Raw genomic sequence first — 18,188 nt, forward strand, 5'->3', positions numbered from 1 at the left:
CCCGGCCGCTGTCTTCCCAGATCGGTTTTTCTTGCCGCGCGGAAAGGTACAGGCCCATTCTGGCAGCACCGACAGACCCCACAGCGCCTATCTGTCGCCCGCCCCCCCTTTACGGGGACTCGCCGATCCGGTCTGTCAAAGCAGGATCCGGCCGGTCAGGCCAGGACCATTTCCGGCACCTCATCGGGCACGATCAGCCGGGCCGCAGTTGCCGCAACGATATCCTCGACCGCAACGCCCGGCCCCCGCTCGCGCAGGACAAGACCCTCGTCGGTGGGCTCGATCACCGCCATTTCGGTCACGATCAGGCTGACCCGGCGCAGCGCGGTCAGCGGCAGGGTGCATTCGGGCACGATCTTCGGATCGCCCTTGGCGGCATGGACCATCGCCACGATCACCCGGCGGGCGCCGGTGACCAGATCCATCGCGCCGCCCATGCCCGGCACCATCTTGCCCGGAACCATCCAGTTGGCCAGATGGCCCTTTTCGTCCACCTGCAGCCCGCCCAGCACGGTCATGTCCAGATGCCCGCCCCGGATCAGCCCGAAGCTCATCGCACTGTCGATCGAGGCGGCCCCCGGCACCGCGGTCACGAAACCGCCGCCCGCATCTGTGAGGTCGCGGTCCTCCATCCCGTCCGGCGGCCGCTGGCCCAACCCGATCACCCCGTTCTCGGCCTGAAAGAAAACACGCATGTCGTCGGGCACGAAATTCGCCACCATAGAGGGCAGGCCGATCCCCAGATTGACCAGCATCCCCTCGCGCACCTCCTGCGCCACGCGGCGGGCGATCACTTCCTTGGCGTCCATCAGATCAACCTTTCCAGAATATGGTCGACCAGCACCCCGGGCGTCTTGACCGCATCGGGCGGGATCATCCCCACGGGCATGATGTGATGCGGCTCGGCGATCACCGTGTCGGCGGCCATCGCCATCACCGGATTGAAATTATGCGCGGTCAGCGTGTATTCGAGATTGCCGACGTAATCGCATTGCCGCGCCCCGATCAGCGCGAAATCGCCCCGGATCGGCTTTTCCAGCAGATAGGTCTTGCCGTCGACCTCGACCGTCGGCTTGCCCTCGGCGACGACGGTGCCAAGCCCCGTGGCGGTCAGCACGCCGCCAAGCCCGACGCCGCCCGCGCGGATGCGTTCGACCAGCGTGCCCTGCGGCACCAGCTCGACCTCGAGATCGCCCGCGATCATCTGGCGCTGGGTTTCGGGGTTCAGGCCGATATGGCTGACGATGCACTTCGCCACCAGCCGGGCATCGATCAGCTTGCCGATGTCCTTGCCCGGCCGCGCTGTGTCGTTGGCGATCACGGTGAACCCGCCTACCCCACGTTCGACCAGCGCGTCGATCAGCCGGTGCGGCGAGCCCACCCCCATGAAGCCGCCGATCAGCAGCACCGCGCCCTCGGGGATCATCTCGGCGGCCTCGGCCGGTTTCAGCGCGCGCTTCATGCCGCGGCCTCCGCGCGCCGGGCCAGCATGTCGCGGGCCGCGCGGGCGATGACGATTTCCTCGTCGGTGGGAATGATCAGAATGCGCACCCGGCTGAAATCGGTCGAGATGATCCGTTCGCCCCGCATGTTGCGGGTCTCGTCCAGTTCCATCCCGATCCAGCCCATGCCCGCACAGACCTTTTCGCGGATCAGGGCCGAGTTCTCGCCGATGCCGCCGCAGAACACCATGGTGCTGATCCCGCCCAGCGCCGCAACCAGCCCTCCCAGTTCGCGGCGGATGCGGAAGACAAAATAGTCGATGGCCTGGCGCGCCTCTTCGGTGCCTGCGGCTTCCAGCGTGCGCATGTCGTTCGACAGGCCCGACAGGCCCAGAAGCCCCGACTTGCGGTACAGCTCGTCCTCGATCTCGGCCGGGGTCATGCCCTCGTTCATCAGCATGTAAAGCAGCACGCCCGGATCGAGCTGGCCGCAACGGGTGCCCATCGGCAGCCCGTCGAGCGCCGAGAAGCCCATGGTCGAGGCGATCGAGCGCCCCCCCATCAGCCCGCACATCGAGGCGCCGTTGCCCAGATGCGCGACCACGGTCCGGCCCATATGCAGATGCGGCGCGATCTGGTGCAGCGTTTCCGAGATGTACTGATAACTGAGCCCGTGGAACCCGTAGCGCCGCACGCCCTGGTCGTAATATTTGCGCGGGATCGCGAAAGTATCGTTGACCCAGGGGTGGTTGCGGTGGAAGGCGGTGTCGAAGCAGGCCAGTTGCACCGCCTCGGGGAACAGCTTCAGCGCCGCGCGCGCGCCCGCCAGATTGTGCGGCTGGTGCAGCGGCGCCAGCGGCTCGAACTGGGCAAGGCGGTCCATCACCGCCTGGGTCAGCTCGACCGGCTCGTCATAGTCGGGCCCGCCATGCACCACCCGGTGACCGACGGCGTCAAGCTTGGCCTGAGGGCGTTGTTCCTTCAGGAACTCGACCGCCCGGGCCAGGGCCGTGTCGTGATCGGGCACATGGTTGCGGCCGAATTCCTGGTCGATCAGCACGAACCCGTCCTGCCGCTTGGCCTTGATATGGGCGCGCTCGCCCGCTCCGATCCGCTCGATCGAGCCGACGATGCGCGGGTCGGGGTCCTCGACCGTGCCGTTCAGACGGAAAAAGCCGAATTTCAGCGAGGAGGACCCCGCATTCAGGGTCAGAACATGCGACATGGGTCTACTCCGCTGCCCGCCGGGCCGGCATCAGCCCGTGCAGCCGGGCATTGTGCAGCGTCGCCACGGCACAGGAGGCCAGCCGCGCCTTGTCGTCGTCCGACCGCGAATTGAGGATGATCGGCACGGTCGCCCCCATCACCACGCCCGCGCCCTCGGCGTGACTGATATAGGCCAGTTGCTTGGCCAGCATGTTGCCCGCATCGAGGTTCGGCACCACCAGCACCTCGGCCCGCCCCGCCACCTGCGAGGTGATGCCCTTGGTGCGCGCGGCCGCCAGATCGACCGCGTTGTCCATCGCCAGCGGCCCGTCGACCATGCCGCCCTTGATCTGGCCGCGCTCGGCCATCTTCGACAGAAGCGCCGCATCGAGCGACGAGGGAATGTCGGGGTTCACCGTCTCGACTGCGGACAGCACGCCGACCTTCGGCACCTCGATCCCGATGGAAATGGCCAAGTCGATGGCGTTCTGTACGATGTCGACCTTGGTGCGCAGATCGGGCGCGATGTTGATCGCGGCGTCGGTCACCAGCAGCGGATGCGGCACCCCCGGCACGTCCATCACGAAAACATGGGTGAAGCGCCGCCCGGCGCGCAGACCGTTCTCTTTGCGCAGCGCGGCCTTCAGCAGCACGTCGGTATGCAGATGCCCCTTCATCAGCGCCGCGGCCCGGCCGCCCGCCACCAGATCGACCGCAAGATGCGCGGCGCGGTCGTGATCCGTCGCCTCGACGATCTCGATCCCGGCCAGCGAGGCGCCGATCTCGGCCGCGGCCGCCGCGATCTTCGCGGGATCGCCGATCAGGATCGGCGCGATGATCGTGTGTCGCGCCCCCAGAAGCGCCCCGCCCAGCGAGCGCGCCTCTTCGGGGCAGACCACCGCCGTCGGCAGCGGCGCCAGCGGTTCGGCCTGCGCGATCAGCGCGTCGAAATGCCGGTGGCGCTCGATCACCAGACCGGGAATCTCCAGATCGTTGAACACAAGCTTCTTAGGCGGCGCCTTGACCTCGGCCTCGCCGTCCAGCACCAGCGCCCCGTCCGAACAGCGTTCGACCCGGGTTTCCAGAACGATCCGGTTCGGCGGGCGCTTCTCGACCACCCTCACCCGGGTCAGAAGCTCGTCCCCGGCATGAGCGCGTTCATGAAAGATCAGGCTCTGGCTCTGGTAAAGCGTTCCCGGACCGGGCAGGAGGTTGCCCAGCACCGCCGAGATCAGCGAGGCCTCCCACATCGCGGGCGCGACCGCCTCGGTCGCCCCGTCGCCGTCGCCATCGACCCGCCCCAGATGCATCGGGTTGTAGTTGCCAGAGGCGCTGGCGAAGACATAGAAGTCGTCTTCCGTGCAGATCCGGACGATCTCGGCGCTGTCACCCACCGAAATCTCGTCATAGGTGCGGTTTTCCGTAATCTTCATTCGGCCGTCTTTCCTTCTGCACCCGCCTTTGCCCGGCCCGAAGGCTTCGGGGTTTCGCTGACGCTGTCTTCGGGTCCGGGATGTTCGACCGCATCGCGGGTGGCCCGGGGGGCATCTGCGCCCGGAGGCGCCAGCGGGTCGTCGATGACATCGGCGGTCAGCGGCTTCAGGCCCAGCACAGACCGGAACCGTTGCAGCATTTCCAGCGTGTGCGGCGCCATCTCGTCGATGGGTCCCGGCACATATTGCACGACGCGCACCGCCAGCTCGCGTTCCTCGGGATCGCGCAGCAGCTTGGGCAGGGTTTCGATGGCGCCCTCGGGATCGTAGGTCGCGATCAGCGTCTGTTCGTGCAGGATGCGCGCCCGGCACTCGGCCGTCAGCGAGGCGAAGGGCTCGTCGCGGTTCAGCACCCGGGCCGAGCGTTCCAGCCGGTCGCGCCGCACCGACCCGCGGCTTTCGGCCAGCAGGATCAGCATGCGGATCACCGCCTCGACGAAGCCGCCCTGATCGACATGCGACAGCACCGTCTGCACGATCGGCAGGGCGCGCAGCTCGGCCGTCGACTTGCGGGTGCGCCGCAGCGCCTCGGGGGCACCGAAGGCCCGCGCCCAGGGCGTGTTCCAGAGCGCGAAGAAGCTCATCTCGTACCAGGCGTCGCGCATGTCGCGGCCGAAATCGATCCATTGTTCGGTCAGATCGGCGGCAAAGCGTTCGGCCCAGAGGAAGGGATTGTCGATGGCCGCCGGGTTGCGGTCGTCGCGCACCTTCTCGGCCGCGGTCGAGATCGGCGCGATCCAGGGGTTCATCGACGACATCATCGCCCGCTGCAGCCGCAGCGGATGCATCCGACGCGTGGCCTCGGCCGCCTGCGCGTTGACCGAGGCCCGGACGATCGGGCGGACCATCGCGTCATAGGCTTCGGACTGGATGTGACTCATCCGCGAGACCGCGGCAAAGGCCGCCTCTTCGTCGCGCCCGCCCGAGATCTTTTCCAGATCCGCGAAGGTCCGTTCGGCGAAGCTGACCAGGAACTTGCGGTTCTGACCCCGGCCTTCGGCGGCGTCGATCCTCATTTCGTAAAGACCGGGCGCCAGCGCCTCGATGGTCTTCAGCGTCGAGGACACCTCGGTATGTTCCTTCTTGGCGATCTTCGAGGACACGAAGATCCCCAGATGCCCGACCTCTTCATGCACCATATAGACGATGCGCTGGCCACGGATGCGGATCTCGTCGACCCCGGCATAGCCGTCGAGGATCCAGTTCAGCGCCTGCTGCGGCGGCGTGATGTTGTCGCCATGGCTGGTGAAGACGATGATCGGCGCCTGGATCATCTTGAGGTCGACCGGCCGGCCGGGTTCCAGCATCGCGGTGTTCTTGGTCAGCCGGTTGCCGACAAAAAGCTGTTCGACGACCCAGCGGATCTCGGGCTCGTTCAGCGTGAAGAAGCCGCCCCACCAGCGTTCGAATTCCAGAAAGCGCTGGCGCGCGCCGGGTTGGTCGATATCGCGGAAGATATCGTAATACTTGCGGAAATAGTTGCGGCTGGGGTTCAACAGCTCGAAATTCGTCACAAGGTTGGCGCCGTCGAAGCGGCCGCCCCCCAGATCGGACCACAGCATCGGCTGCACGGTGCCGCCGAGGATGCCGCCATTATAGCGCATCGGGTGCCGACCGACCTCGCCCGACCAGGTCGCGACCGGGGTGCCGTTCAGCACGATCGGCCCGGTCAGGTCGGGATTGGTCGCCGCCAGCAGAAGCGTCGCCCAGCCGCCCTGACAGTTGCCCATGACCACGGGCTTGGCGGCCTCGGGATGAAGCCGCGTCACCTCGCGCACGAATTCCGCCTCGGCCCGGCAGACATCGGCGATCGTCTGGCCCGGCTTCGGATCGCGCCCGAAGGCCACGAAATAGACCGGATGGCCCTCTTTCAGCGCCACACCGACCTGGCTGTCGGGCTTGAACCCGCCGATGCCGCCGCCATGGCCCGCGCGCGGGTCGATGATGATATAGGGCCGCTTGTCGTCCCACACCTCGATCCCGTCGCGCGGCAGGATCCGCAACAGCTGATAATTGCAGGGATGCGGCAGGTCGGCTCCGTCGATCACCACCTCGTAATCGTAGATCAGCACCGGCGGGCAGCCCGCCGCCTCGTGCTCGCGAAAGATGTCGCCGCGCTCGCGCAGCGTATCCATGGTCAGCACCCAGCGTTCGCCGGCATCGCGCAGATAGTCGCGATAAGAGGCGGCGAGGCTCGCGGGCGTCAGGTCGGTCCCCGAGCTTCGCGCCGCATCCATCAGCCGACGCATCTGCGCCAGCAGATCGCGCGCCCGGGTCGAATGGGTGTCGAGCATGCGGTTGCCGTGCCGCCCGGCCACCTCGCGCATCAGATCGGCGTTTTCCAGCGCGGCGCTGGCCACAGCCGTCATCAGCGCCAGCCGGTCCTGCGCCATCGCTCCCGAGCCCCCGATCAGGGCGTGCATCATCTCTGCGGCGTCGTCGGAGGAACTGCGTTCCACATGCATGTTCATGGTCGTCTCCTTCAGCCGATGATCGAATAGCCGCCGTCGATGGCGTGAACGCCCCCCGTCACGTTGGACGCCTCGCGGCTGGCGAGAAACGCGCAATAGGCTCCGACATCCTCGATCGTGGCCAGGTGATGGGTCGGCGCCCGCTCGGCCGCCGCATCGAGCAGTTCGTCGAATTCCGCGATCCCAGAGGCCGCGCGCGTCGCCAGCGGCCCGGGCGAGAGCGCATGCACAGAGATCCCCTTCGGCCCCAGTTCGGCGGCGGCATAGCGCACCGTCGATTCCAGCGCGGCCTTGACCGGCCCCATGACGTTATAGTGTTCGACCACGCGCGTCGCTCCGGCAAAGGACACGGTCATGCAGGTGCCCCCGGCGGGCATCAGCGCCTCCGCTCTCCGAATCATTCTAAGGAAAGAGTGTACCGAAATGTCCATCGCCAGCGAAAAGCCTTCGGCCGAACAGTCGACGACGCGGCCGTGCAGGTCATCGCGCGGGCAGAAGGCAATCGAATGCACCACCGTGTCGAGCCGCCCCCAGCGCGCCCCGATCTCGGCGAAGACGGCATCCATCTCGGCCTCGTTGCGCACATCGAGCGGCAGGAAAATCTCGGCGCCGATCTCCTCGGCCAGCGGCCGGACGAAAGGTTCTGCCTTCTCGTTAAGATAGGTGACCGCGATCCGGGCTCCCTGGGCGCGCAGCGCACGGGCGCAGCCCCAGGCGATGGACTTGTCGTTCGCGATCCCGACGATCAGTGCCGTCTGGCCTTCCAGTGAAAACATGCGTGCTCCCTAAACCGCTGCGGCCCTGCCCTTGCATCTGCAGCGTCTTTGCACCTGCAGCATAGCGCGCTTCGGATCTCTTTGCACCTGCAGCGTAAGCGGCGACGATGACAAAGCTGTGGCAGGGGGCGGAAAAGGCGCGGGCCGCACTGCGGCCTTCGCGAGCCGGGCGCTTTCAGGCGGCGGAACCGCCGAGCGCGCGGAGCGCCCGAAGCTCGGGGCCGTCCTCGCCCTCGATCCCGTCCAGCACCAGATGCAGGGTCTCGACCAGACGGACCATATGCTGCACCTCGGCCGCGCCGAACCGCCCCGACGCGCGCGAGAGCCCGGCCAGGCTGCGCGAGGTCGCGGGGCCGACCGAGACCGTCACGCCATTGGCCACGCCAAAGGACCGCGCGGCGGCGAACACGCCGACCGGGTCGTCAAGCGCGGGATCGTCCCAGTGGATGGCGCCGGTAGTGCAGAACCCCCAGCGGACCGACGGGTCGCTGACCACCAGCCCGTTCAGGTCGTAGTGATCGCACCACGCCTGCGGATAGGTCCGGTACATTACCAGCGGCCGGGTAAAGCGGATATGCAGCGCCACCACGAAACCGGTATCGCAGCCTTGCCGCAGCGCTTCCAGCAGTTCGGCGACCTTGTTTACCCTGTTCATTGACATCCGCCGCGCCCCGCAAACGCCCATGGAAATCCGGTGCCGCTCCTGCTACCAAAGCGCCGCATAGTTCAAGCCCTTCCCGACCAGATGTATAGCCGATGGATCTTCGCAAGAAACTGACCGACCGCCTCGCCACGCTTGCCCCTGCAGGGTTCTATGTCGGGCTGCGGCTCGGGTTCGCCTATCCCGCACAGGAAATCAACCGCCTGCCCGGAGACTGGACGGATCACTATGCGCGCAGCGGACTTATCGTGCAGGACCCCGTTTTTCGCTGGGTCTATGCGCGCACCGGCGTCGTGTCCTGGGCATCGCTGGCCCATGACGATCCTGCCGACGTCTTCGGGCAGGCGGCCGCCTTCGGACTGCGCTTTGGGGCCGTGGTCTCGGTGATGCGGCCGGGCGACTCGGGACGGCGCAGCTATGGCACCTTCGCCCGGTCGAATCGCGCCTTTGGCTCGACGGAAATGGCCGAACTTCTGGGCATCGTCACGCGCCTGCACGCGGCCGACTCCGGAGAACGGCCCCTGACCCGCGCCGAAACCGAGGCACTTCGGCTCCAGGCCGATGGCCTGCGCCTGAAGGAGATCTCGGCCGAGCTCGACATCTCGATGAGCGCGGTGAAGGCGCGGCTGGCCAATGCCAAGCGCAAGCTCGGCGCCGCCACCACCTCGCAGGCGACATCTCTGGCGCGCTGCCGCGGCGTGATCTGACGCCTGCGGCACGCCGCATTGTTCCGAATTTCGCAATCTTCCGGCGCCCCGACCTTTCCGGGCCGAGGCGCGCCACAGGACGCGGTGCCCGGCGCCTGGCAAGCCCGGTTCACCCCCAGAGGCTTGCAGATTTGCATCTGCGGCGCACCGGGCGCGTTCGTATTGCGGCCCGCTTTACTGAATTTCGCCCAACGACGGGCAGGAATGCGGAGGTCAATTCAATTCTTGCTGAGCGAGCCGGTTCCGCATGGTGGAACTTCGCATGTTCAATTAGTATATGTATCGCCGCAATCAATTTATTAATAGACGCCCGTGCACGAAAGCCCGCTTTTAAAGACGCCGAAAGCATGGCGCCGCTTAAAATGCGCTCCGGCCGCCATTTCGCTCTTGGCAAAGACAATTTCTCGGTACAAAGTCCCGCCATTGCAGACGACTAACAGTCGATCCCCACTCGATCGAAGGAAAACCGAGATGCCAAAAGACCTAGAAACCCTGACGCTGAAGGAGCTCAAGGAACTCCGCAAGGACGTCGATACCGCGATCTCTTCTTTTCACGAACGCGAGAAGGCAAAAGCCCGCGCAGTTCTTGAGGCAACCGCCAAGGAAATGGGTTTCTCTCTGGACGATATCCTGGGCAAGAAGGCGCGCCGGGTGAAACCCACGGCGAAATACCGCAATCCCGAAAATCCCGCCGAAACCTGGAGCGGTCGCGGACGCCGTCCGCGCTGGCTGGAAGAGGCTTTGTCGAACGGCGCAAGCCTCGAGGATTTCGCCATCGCCTGACCCCTCTCCCGGGGCCGGGCGCCACAGGGGAGGCGCCACCCCGGGACGTTCCTGATCTGCGCCTCCCGGGAACCGGTCCGGCGGGACGACCCCTGGCGGGCAAGACAAAACCCGCCCCCCCTTTTCCTTGCCCGTGCAGCGCTCTAGACAGGCGGCACAATCCTTGCACCGGGAAGGGCTCGCATGACCCGCGTCTTCATCACCGGCACGGCCGGATTCATCGGGTTCCACCTCGCCGATCTTCTGCTGTCAGAGGGCATGACCGTCCATGGCTATGACGGCATGACCGACTATTACGACGTGTCGCTCAAGCGCCGCCGCCTGGCGCAACTCGACGGCCGCGAAGGTTTCGCGATGACCGAGGCGATGCTCGAGGATGACGAGGCGCTGTCAAAGGCCGTCGACGGCTTTCGCCCCGACATCATCGTCCATCTCGCGGCCCAGGCCGGCGTCCGCTACAGCCTCGACAACCCGCGTGCCTATATCGATTCGAACCTCGTCGGCACCTTCAATGTGATGGAAGCCGCCCGGCGCCAGTCGGTCCGCCATCTGATGATGGCCTCCACCTCGTCGGTCTATGGCGCCAATACCCAGATGCCCTTCGCGGAAACCCAGAAGGCCGACCTGCCGCTGACGATCTATGCAGCCACGAAGAAGGCGACCGAGGCGATGGGCCATGCCTATGCGCATCTGCACGATCTGCCGACCACGATGTTCCGCTTCTTCACGGTCTACGGGCCCTGGGGTCGCCCCGACATGGCGCCGATCAAATTCGCCAGCCGCATCGTCCGGGGCGAGCCCATCGACATCTACAATCACGGCGACATGTATCGGGATTTCACCTATGTCACCGACCTGGTGCGCGGCATCCGCCTGTTGATGGATGCCGTCCCCGAACGGCCCGCCGATGGCTGCGTGCCCGAAGGCGACAGCCTGAGCCCGGTCGCCCCGTTCCGGGTGGTCAATATCGGCAATTCCGAAAAGGTGCGGCTGCTCGACTTTATCGACGCGCTCGAATCGGAGCTCGGAACGCCTGCGATCCGCAACTACATGGACATGCAGCCGGGGGACGTTCCGGCCACCTGGGCCGATGCCTCGCTGCTGCAACGCCTGACCGGGTATCGCCCGCAAACCCCCATGCCCGAGGGCGTCGCCCGGTTCGTTGCCTGGTTTCGGGCAAACGACGCCTCCTGAGGGACGCAATCCGCAGGAAAACAACGGAAAGCGGCACCGTCCCCGCCGTTGCCCCTTGCCGGGCGACGGCCTGCGTGGTTACGTGACAGGAGGAAGGGTTTCCTGCTTGGCGACAATCCCGTTTCGCGAATACTATTTGTTTAGAGCGGTTGCCTAAGACGACATCATGACCGCGTATTTTCAGATTGCTGCCCAGACGTTCCGCGCCCTTGCCTGCGCGGCCTTGGTGGCTGTTTCCCCGTCTGCAGTCTCGGGCCAGACCATTCCGCATCCAGGCGCCGTCCGGCTGGCGATCCAGAATGCCGACGCCCATGCCCCACGCGCGAAATCGGTGGTCGATCTGCAGGGGCTTCGCGCCTCGCAATCCGCGCTGTCGCGCGATGGCACCCGGGTTCGGCTGACCTCGCTCAATCCTAATGCCAACGGCTGGTTCCTGCTGGAAATCGACCGCCCCGGCCAGCGGAGCGAGGCTTATCACCTCGAAAATCCAGACCCGCTGACCCGCGATGTCGCGCTCAGCGACGATCCGGTTCCGGCGATCCTGCTGACCGAGAGCCAGACCCGGTACAAGTGCCGCCCCTGGACGGTGGCGACGCCCGAACTGTCCGACGCGCGCGCCTCGGGCCTGCCATTTGCGCCGATCTGCGACAGCCATCTTTACCTGCGCAACCCGGTGTCGGGCGCGCGCACCAATCTTGAACGGACGGCCGAATTCCTGCGCGACAATGTCTGGTTCGGGGAATCCCTCGTCGGCTTCGTCAAGGATACGCTTTACAAGGACCGCTATCTCGCCAGCGGCGAGGTTTTGACCGGCGCCGATCCGGGCGAGGTGAACCGCCTGCTCGGCCGGGCCGACCTGCGCGATTTTCCGGTCATGTATACGACCATGACCTTCGATCTTGTCGGCGCCAGCCCCGAACGCATGGAGATGGGCGCCTGGTATGCCGTGCGCGGCGCCCCCGGCATCTATGCCTCTGCCATGCAGCCGCGCATGATCAGCCCCGAAATCCTCGGGCACCGGGGCGAGACCAACGCGCTCGACGGGGTCGAGTCGCGGGCCGATGTCTATCTCGTGGCCTTCGACATGACGAATTTCGACATCGGCTACGAAACCGGAACCGAACATCCCCGGCTCGAATGGTCCTCGCGCCCCTCGCGTGGGGGCCAAAGCTGGAACCTGCCCGGCCCGGACGGGTTCAACACCGCGCGCCCGCTGGCAACGATGGGCATGGTCAATCCCGAAGAGGCCCGCCGGATCGCGGCCACCTTTACGGGTGGGTTCAAGCGCGACCATGGCGCCTTCCGGTTCGGGCCGATGGCCGGGTTCAACAACGGCCACCATTACGGCTTTATCGTGCACGGAACGGTGCTCAGCACGCTGCAGCCCGGGCTTTCGACGCTTTACGTGCTGGATGACGGCACCGTTCGCATGAAGACCTGGGCCGAGGCCGACGATGCGCTGCTGCCGCAGATCCGCTTTGCCCGGCAGAATGGCGTGCCGATCATCGAACGCGACCCCGCGACCGGAAACGGCATGGTCGGCCCGCTGGTCCGGCAATGGGGGGCGGGCAACTGGTCGGGCTCGGCCAATGCCGATCTCCGGACTCTTCGCGCCGGAGCCTGCATGAAGACCGCCGCAGGCCGCCAGTTCCTGATCTATGGCTGGTTCTCGACCGCGACGCCCTCGGCCATGGCCCGCACCTTCCAGGCCTATGGCTGCGATTATGCCATGCTGCTGGACATGAATGCCATCGAACACACCTATATGGCGCTTTACACGCCGGAAAAAGGTGGCGGCATCGACGCGCGCCATCTGGTCGCCGGCATGAGCCGGATCGACGAGAAAAGCCGCGACGGCCATGTCATTCCGCGCTTCATCGGCTTCCCGGACAACCGCGACTTCTTTTATCTGATGCGCAAGGAGCCGTTGCCATGACCCGCATTCTGGGCCTTCTCACGATCTGGCTCGCCCTTGCCGCAACGCCCGGCACCGCGCAAAGCCTGGCCGAGTCGAACGCCCAGCTCTTTCGCGAACTGCAATCGGTGCGCGGCGTCGACGGCGCCGCGATCGAGAGGATCCAGCAAATCTTCGCACGCTCGCGGGTTCTGGGGCAGGGCAATCCGGCGATCACCCGCCACGCCATGACCCGCGAAGAGTGCAACGCCCGCGCCGGCGGCAATGCGCTGGCCGCCTATGCCGACAAGCGGTTCGAACGGATCTGCGGCGCCAAATACATGGCTCCGCTTTACGATCCGCGGACCGAACGGCCCGAGGACGCGAAGGCCTGCATCGACCAGTTCGAATATCCCGATATTCCCTGCAGCTATCCGGTGGTCTGGGTGAAGGCCAAGGAAGCCGCCGAAATCTGCGCCGCCGAGGGCAAGCGACTGTGCGACGCGCATGAATGGGAAGGCGCCTGCGCCGGCGCGCTGGAGCCGCCGGACTACCGCTTCGACCTGGCGCGCGGCCAGTCGGACTCGGGGGCCGTCAACCGGATGCGCGCCGCGCATAACGCCAAATACCAAAGCTCCGCCAGCTGGAGCTATGGCCCTGCCTTCCGTACCGGGGTCTGTGCGCAGGACAGCGTGAAAAGCCCGACCTGCCCCGGCGGCGGGTTCGGCAATTGCGGGTCCAACACCTACCCGACCGGAAGCTTCAAGAGCTGCACCAGCCCGCTGAAGGTCTATGACATCAACGGCAACGCCGCCGAACACATGAACCTGCCGCTCGCCCCCGACCAGATGGCCAGCTCGGGCAGCACGCGGCTTGGTGTGACAGAGATGAAAGGGTCCTGGTTCATCTGGGACAAGTATCGCGCCCATCCCGACTGGTGCCGCTGGCGCGCGCCCTTCTGGCACGGCGCGCGGGTGATGAGCCCGGCAAGCCACGAGAATTACCACCTCGGCTTCCGCTGCTGCAAGACACTGGACTGATCGCCCCCGGCGCCGGCGGCGCTTGGGCCGCCAACCGCGCGGCACGGGCGGACGGCACATGAGATCAGCATGATGCCCGGGTGCGATCCCCCCCTCTCATGCGCGGACAGAAGCCTGTGCCCCCTGACTTCGGGATCTTGCCGCAAGGGTCTTGGTGCGCCCGACACTCCGGTCGCGCCGGTCGGCCTCCCCGCGAACCGTGCCGGAGACGCCTGCAGACCTGCGGATTTTCCAGTGTGCCGAAGCGAGAGGCACCGGCGCTGGTGGCACCGGCGCTCCCGCGACGCATCAGGGCCGCAGCACGAACATCACGTAGTCGGGGGCAAGGCGCTCGACGACTTGGGCCGCGCCAAAGATCTCGTTCAGCTCCGCAAAGGACGAGGACGAACAAATGCCCCGGATCGGCCGACCTGTCAGGGCGCGCAGCCTGGGCCCAAGGTCGTCCTTGTGAGCGAGATAAACGAACGGGCGTCCGTTCGAAGCATAGAATGACACGGCCCCTGGCGAGAAACGGGTCTTTCTGTCCCAGCCGCAGGCGACCAGTGTCTCGTCGTCCTGCAACTGCGCGCCCACGGTCGGCAGTACGGTCGATTGCGCGGCCTGGTCACGGGACGATTGCCCGGACAGCAGGATGGCGGGTTTCAGCGGCCCCAGCAGCAGCAGCGACATGATCCCGGTGACGATCCATTTCCGGCGCAAAGTGGCCTGCGACTGGAAGATCCAGACCGCCACGACTGCGCAGAACAGCGGCACGAGGTTCAGGGTATAGCGCGGATAGACCGGGCCACCGGCCAGGACGATGCTGGCGACATATCCCACCACCACGGCCGTGAAGCCAAAAAGCCGCGGGTCGCGCAAGAGCCAGGGCAGGACGAAAAGCCCGGCGATGGCACCGAGCCTCAGGAAAGGTTCGTCGCGGATCACGATCCCCCAGACATCCCCGAGACCGCGCATCCCGGAGGCGGCATCGGGGGAAAACCGGCCGATCAGTTCGTTGTCGACGGCCGATCGAATGGCCGCAGGGCCGTGCAACAGGATCTGCAAGAGCGGCCAGGCGGCCGCGAGGCACAGTGCCAGAAGACCCGCGGCCGGAAGGATCCGGGACCTCAGGCCGGGCAAGGCCACGCCCAGAAGCCGCGCGGCCAGCGCCGCCCCGGCGACGAAGACGGCCACGGCGGCAAGGGCGCCGGGCGATTTCTGCAAGGCACCAAGACCGACCGCCACCGCGGCCCACCACCAGTTCGACGGGCTCTGCACAGCGCGCCAGGCAAAAAGCAGGGCGAGCGTGACGAAGGCGGCCGACCCGGTCTCGAGCATGCCGGACATGGCATGGGACCAGAACTCGGTCGAACTGGCCAGCAGGATCACGGCGGCGGGCGCGGCATGGGGATGCGCGGGCGCGATGCTGCGCGCCAGAGAGGCCGTCGCGATCAGACAGACGACCGAAAAGATCCAGGACGGGATCCGGATCGCGACGGTTTCGTCGACCCCCGCGCCCAGAAAGACCGCGCCCATCCAGTATTGCAAAGGCGGCTTCTGGAAATTCGGAAGGTTCGAGGAATAGACGGTCGTCCAGTCTCCGAAGCGCAGAAAACCGCTCGTCCGGTCGAGGGTGAGAAATTCGTCAAAGCGGTAGAGCTGGCCGACCGGCAGTTGCGTGAGGTAGAAAAGTGCCAGACCCGAGATCAGGATCAGGCCAAGCTTCTGCGGATCGCGGAGCCAGGAGTTCATGAAATCCTCTTCTCTTCGGCCAGGAACGGATCGGGCGATGGGAGTACGGACAAGGACGGGTAGGCTGCCCGCAACGGGTCATGCCGGGTGATGGCGGAAAAGTCCATTCCGCAGTGGAGAGAGGCGCCGTCTCACCCACGCTGCGGGATTACCCTCCGCCATGCGCCGAAATCCGCGACAAGCGAGAAAATTCGCCCCAGGGTCAGGATCCACCCCCGGTAACTGACGGTTGCCGCGAGAGCGATGGCCGGGAGGAGGACCTTTGGGCAGCGGTCATAGCGGGTCGCTACGCGTCTTCACTCCTTGAGCCTGCCGACCATGATCTCGATCCGGTTGCGGCGCGTGTATCGGCGCTTATCGTATTTGACCGGGGTCTTGCGTTGCTTCCGGCCAGGGATGCAAGCGCGTATCCCTTTGTCTTGCAAAGCTTCTTGGAACCAATCGGCATCATGGCCGCGATCCCCGAGCAGCCAGTCGATTTTTGGGAGGCTGTTGAGCAACGCCCTTGCGCCGATGTAGTCACCGACCTGACCGGTGGTGACGAACAGGTCGAGCGGGCGCCCCTGGCTGTCGCAGATGACATGCCGTTTGGTATTCATGTGTCCACTTAACCTTCTTTCCATGCTAATTTGGGAAAGGCGGACCCCGCGACGGATGGAACAGCGAAAGCGACGAAACCCAAGGCTCGCGACGCGAAGACCAAGATCGCGCAAACCCGCATGAGCGTTCTGGAACTGGCAAAAGAACTCGGCAACGTCGCCGAAGCCTGTCGCCAGCGCGGCATGGACACCACCAGCTTCTACGAGTGGAAACGTCGGTTTCAACGCGGTGGGTCGCCGTCGCGCATCTACCCGACACAGACCGCGGCCAACGCGCGGAGGTTCCAGCGCGACCTCGAGCGCGCGGCCCCGATGAAGATCACCCGCGTGCTGACCGATAACGGCAAGGCCTTCACCGACCGGCTGTTCGGCCTGCGCAAGCGCAGCCCCACCGGACAGCACGAGTTCGACCGGCTAAGCGCGGACCTCGGCATCGAGCATCGTCTCGCGCCACCGATGCGGCCGCAGACCAACGGCAGGGTCGAGCGCTTCAACGGCCGGATCGAGGATGTCCTGCAGAGCCATCGCTTCCGGAGCGGCGAAGACCTGGAGCAGACCATCCTGCGCTACGTCCACCTCTACAACAGCCAGCTTCCACAATCAGCCCTGAAGGGTCGAACGCCCATCGACACCCTCAAGGACTGGCAACGTCAAAGGCCCGAGATGTTCAGGAAGCGCGTCTGCAATCACGCGGGATGTGACAGCTAAAGACAGTTGCGCCCTTGCGCTTGATGACAATCTGCGCCCTGTAACCTATGGTGCCGTCTTTCCGCGGCCGGGGGGTGATGGTGCCCATACAACCAGTCCTGCAAGAGTCGATTTTAGTCCGGCATTGTAGGACCGATCTCTGCAAACCGGGAAAAATAGAGCGGAACGAGGCGAGACGAAGGCAAACGAGCGATGGCGCAATACACAGAAAATAAAAGAAAATATAACGCTATCAACGCCGCCCGCCTTTCGGTCGCGCCGATGATGGACTGGACAGACCGACATTGCCGCTACTTCCACCGGCTGATGAGCCGCTCGGCCCTGCTTTATACCGAGATGGTGACGGCTCCCGCCCTGGTCCGGGGGGGCGCCCTGCATCTGCTGGACCACGCGCCAGCGGAACACCCGGTTGCCGTTCAGCTGGGCGGCTCGGACCCCGCGGAACTTGCCCGGGCCACGCGGCTGTGCTGCGAGGCCGGTTATGACGAGGTGAACCTGAATGTCGGCTGCCCCTCGGACAAGGTGCAGTCGGGCGCGTTTGGCGCCGTCCTGATGAAGACCCCCAGCCTTGTCGCTGAATGCGTTGCCGCAATGCGGGCGGCGGCGACGGTCGAGGTCACCGTCAAGTGCCGGATCGGAGTCGACGATCAGGACCCGCAAGAGGTGTTGCCGGCCTTTCTTCAGACGATCTCGGCCGCCGGAGCAACGCGGTTTACCATTCACGCGCGAAAGGCGTGGCTGCAGGGGCTCAGTCCGAAGGAAAACCGCGATGTGCCGCCACTTGACTACGATCTGGTGCACGAGATGAAACAGGCCTTCCCGGAATTGCACCTGTCGGTCAATGGCGGGATCGGCACACTGACCGAGGCCAAGGGATTTCTGGAAGACGGGCTCGACGGGGCGATGATCGGGCGCGCCGCCTATCACGATCCCGCCGGGATCCTGCTGGGCGCGGACGAAGAAATCTTTGGCCAGCCCGGACGCAAGACCGCGCGACAGGTGGCCGAAGAGATGCGTCCCTATATCGCGCGCCACCTGGGGGCCGGAGGCCGGTTGCACGCCGTCACCCGCCACATGCTGGGGCTTTTCGCCGGACGCCCCGGGGCGCGAACCTGGCGGCGTCTGCTGTCCGAAGGCGCGGCCGGACCGGGGGCGGGTCTCGACGTATTCGATGCGGCGCTTGAGGCGATGCCTCCGATGCCCGAGCCTCTGCCGGTGGATGCGGCACGGAACGCCTGACCGCTTGCTCGCCGGTCCTGGCTGTCGCAAGGCGCGCCGTCGGCGGTGCGGCGTACAGGGCTGACCGATGCCGACGCCGCCTCCGATGAGCGTCGTCTCTGTCACCCGCATCGCGCGCGAGCCGGAGCCAAGAAGCCTCTCGGGCCGCCCGCTGGACGTTTGCCCGTCTCTGTCAATGGGGAACGACCTTGTTACGGCCAACCCTATGGGGCGGCGTCAGCCGAGCCAGATCCTTCCGAAAGCC

14 protein-coding genes and 3 pseudogenes are annotated in these 18,188 nt (G+C 65.8%); 8 read left to right on the forward strand and 9 right to left on the reverse strand.

The genetic code is table 11. The annotated features are described in order from the left end of the window. Positions 1-155 precede the first annotated feature (155 nt). The 7 genes from EV657_RS06210 to EV657_RS06240 form a co-directional block, all read right to left on the reverse strand. Entirely contained in the window at positions 156-809 is a 654-nt protein-coding gene (locus EV657_RS06210) for a 3-oxoacid CoA-transferase subunit B (RefSeq protein ID WP_075784975.1), read from the reverse strand. After that, positions 809-1,462, reverse strand: coding sequence for a CoA transferase subunit A (locus EV657_RS06215; protein WP_075784974.1), 654 nt, complete (start codon positions 1,460-1,462; stop codon positions 809-811). The genes EV657_RS06210 and EV657_RS06215 overlap by 1 nt, the downstream gene beginning before the upstream one ends. Further along, complete coding sequence (locus tag EV657_RS06220) at positions 1,459-2,667, reverse strand: acetate/propionate family kinase (RefSeq protein WP_134077412.1); 1,209 nt, start codon at positions 2,665-2,667, stop codon at positions 1,459-1,461. Before EV657_RS06220 ends, EV657_RS06215 begins: the two co-directional genes overlap by 4 nt. Before the next feature lie 4 nt (positions 2,668-2,671). Next, positions 2,672-4,081, reverse strand: coding sequence for a bifunctional enoyl-CoA hydratase/phosphate acetyltransferase (locus tag EV657_RS06225; protein WP_075784972.1), 1,410 nt, complete (start codon positions 4,079-4,081; stop codon positions 2,672-2,674). Next, positions 4,078-6,612, reverse strand: coding sequence for a DUF3141 domain-containing protein (locus EV657_RS06230; protein WP_243628161.1), 2,535 nt, complete (start codon positions 6,610-6,612; stop codon positions 4,078-4,080). The genes EV657_RS06225 and EV657_RS06230 overlap by 4 nt, the downstream gene beginning before the upstream one ends. Positions 6,613-6,623: 11 nt before the next feature. Beyond that, positions 6,624-7,388 (reverse strand): enoyl-ACP reductase FabI, encoded by a 765-nt coding sequence (fabI, locus tag EV657_RS06235; RefSeq protein ID WP_075784970.1) that lies wholly within the window; start codon positions 7,386-7,388, stop codon positions 6,624-6,626. Positions 7,389-7,563: 175 nt separating this feature from the next. Then, a complete protein-coding gene (locus EV657_RS06240; protein ID WP_166673657.1) occupies positions 7,564-8,043 on the reverse strand; it encodes an autoinducer binding domain-containing protein in 480 nt (159 codons plus the stop codon). 101 nt (positions 8,044-8,144) lie between these two features. Between EV657_RS06240 and EV657_RS06245 the strand changes: the two genes are divergently transcribed. The 5 genes from EV657_RS06245 to EV657_RS06265 all read left to right on the forward strand — a co-directional run bounded on the left by EV657_RS06245 (position 8,145) and on the right by EV657_RS06265 (position 13,667). After that, complete coding sequence (locus EV657_RS06245; protein WP_075784968.1) at positions 8,145-8,756, forward strand: helix-turn-helix transcriptional regulator; 612 nt, start codon at positions 8,145-8,147, stop codon at positions 8,754-8,756. Between the two features lie 471 nt (positions 8,757-9,227). Then, positions 9,228-9,539 (forward strand): H-NS histone family protein, encoded by a 312-nt coding sequence (locus EV657_RS06250; protein WP_075784967.1) that lies wholly within the window; start codon positions 9,228-9,230, stop codon positions 9,537-9,539. 183 nt (positions 9,540-9,722) lie between these two features. Beyond that, positions 9,723-10,733, forward strand: a complete 1,011-nt coding sequence (locus EV657_RS06255) for an NAD-dependent epimerase/dehydratase family protein (protein ID WP_134077414.1) — start codon at positions 9,723-9,725, stop codon at positions 10,731-10,733. A 166-nt stretch (positions 10,734-10,899) separates the two neighbouring features. Continuing rightward, positions 10,900-12,669 (forward strand): hypothetical protein, encoded by a 1,770-nt coding sequence (locus EV657_RS06260; protein ID WP_134077415.1) that lies wholly within the window; start codon positions 10,900-10,902, stop codon positions 12,667-12,669. After that, the gene (locus tag EV657_RS06265) at positions 12,666-13,667 is read left to right on the forward strand and encodes a hypothetical protein (RefSeq protein ID WP_134077416.1); all 1,002 of its coding nucleotides are present in this window, start codon (positions 12,666-12,668) and stop codon (positions 13,665-13,667) included. Before EV657_RS06260 ends, EV657_RS06265 begins: the two co-directional genes overlap by 4 nt. 288 nt (positions 13,668-13,955) lie before the next feature. Here the strand turns inward: EV657_RS06265 and EV657_RS06270 are convergent, their stop codons facing one another. Both EV657_RS06270 and EV657_RS06275 read right to left on the reverse strand, forming a co-directional pair. Continuing rightward, positions 13,956-15,398 (reverse strand): ArnT family glycosyltransferase, encoded by a 1,443-nt coding sequence (locus EV657_RS06270; protein WP_113670834.1) that lies wholly within the window; start codon positions 15,396-15,398, stop codon positions 13,956-13,958. A 218-nt stretch (positions 15,399-15,616) separates the two neighbouring features. After that, a pseudogene (locus tag EV657_RS06275) lies at positions 15,617-16,012 on the reverse strand (IS5 family transposase); the annotation flags it as partial. 15 nt (positions 16,013-16,027) lie between these two features. Between EV657_RS06275 and EV657_RS22680 the strand changes: the two are divergent. The 3 genes and pseudogenes from EV657_RS22680 to dusA form a co-directional block, all read left to right on the forward strand. Beyond that, a pseudogene (locus EV657_RS22680) lies at positions 16,028-16,231 on the forward strand (hypothetical protein); the annotation flags it as partial. Next, positions 16,219-16,705 (forward strand): annotated as a pseudogene (locus EV657_RS06280) (integrase core domain-containing protein); the annotation flags it as partial. The pseudogenes EV657_RS22680 and EV657_RS06280, both read left to right, overlap by 13 nt. A 192-nt stretch (positions 16,706-16,897) precedes the next feature. Beyond that, a complete protein-coding gene (dusA, locus tag EV657_RS06285; RefSeq protein ID WP_113670835.1) occupies positions 16,898-17,944 on the forward strand; it encodes a tRNA dihydrouridine(20/20a) synthase DusA in 1,047 nt (348 codons plus the stop codon). The last annotated feature ends 244 nt before the right edge of the window (positions 17,945-18,188 follow it).

The sequence above is a fragment of the Rhodovulum visakhapatnamense genome, from assembly GCF_004365965.1.
Lineage (GTDB): Bacteria > Pseudomonadota > Alphaproteobacteria > Rhodobacterales > Rhodobacteraceae > Rhodovulum > Rhodovulum visakhapatnamense.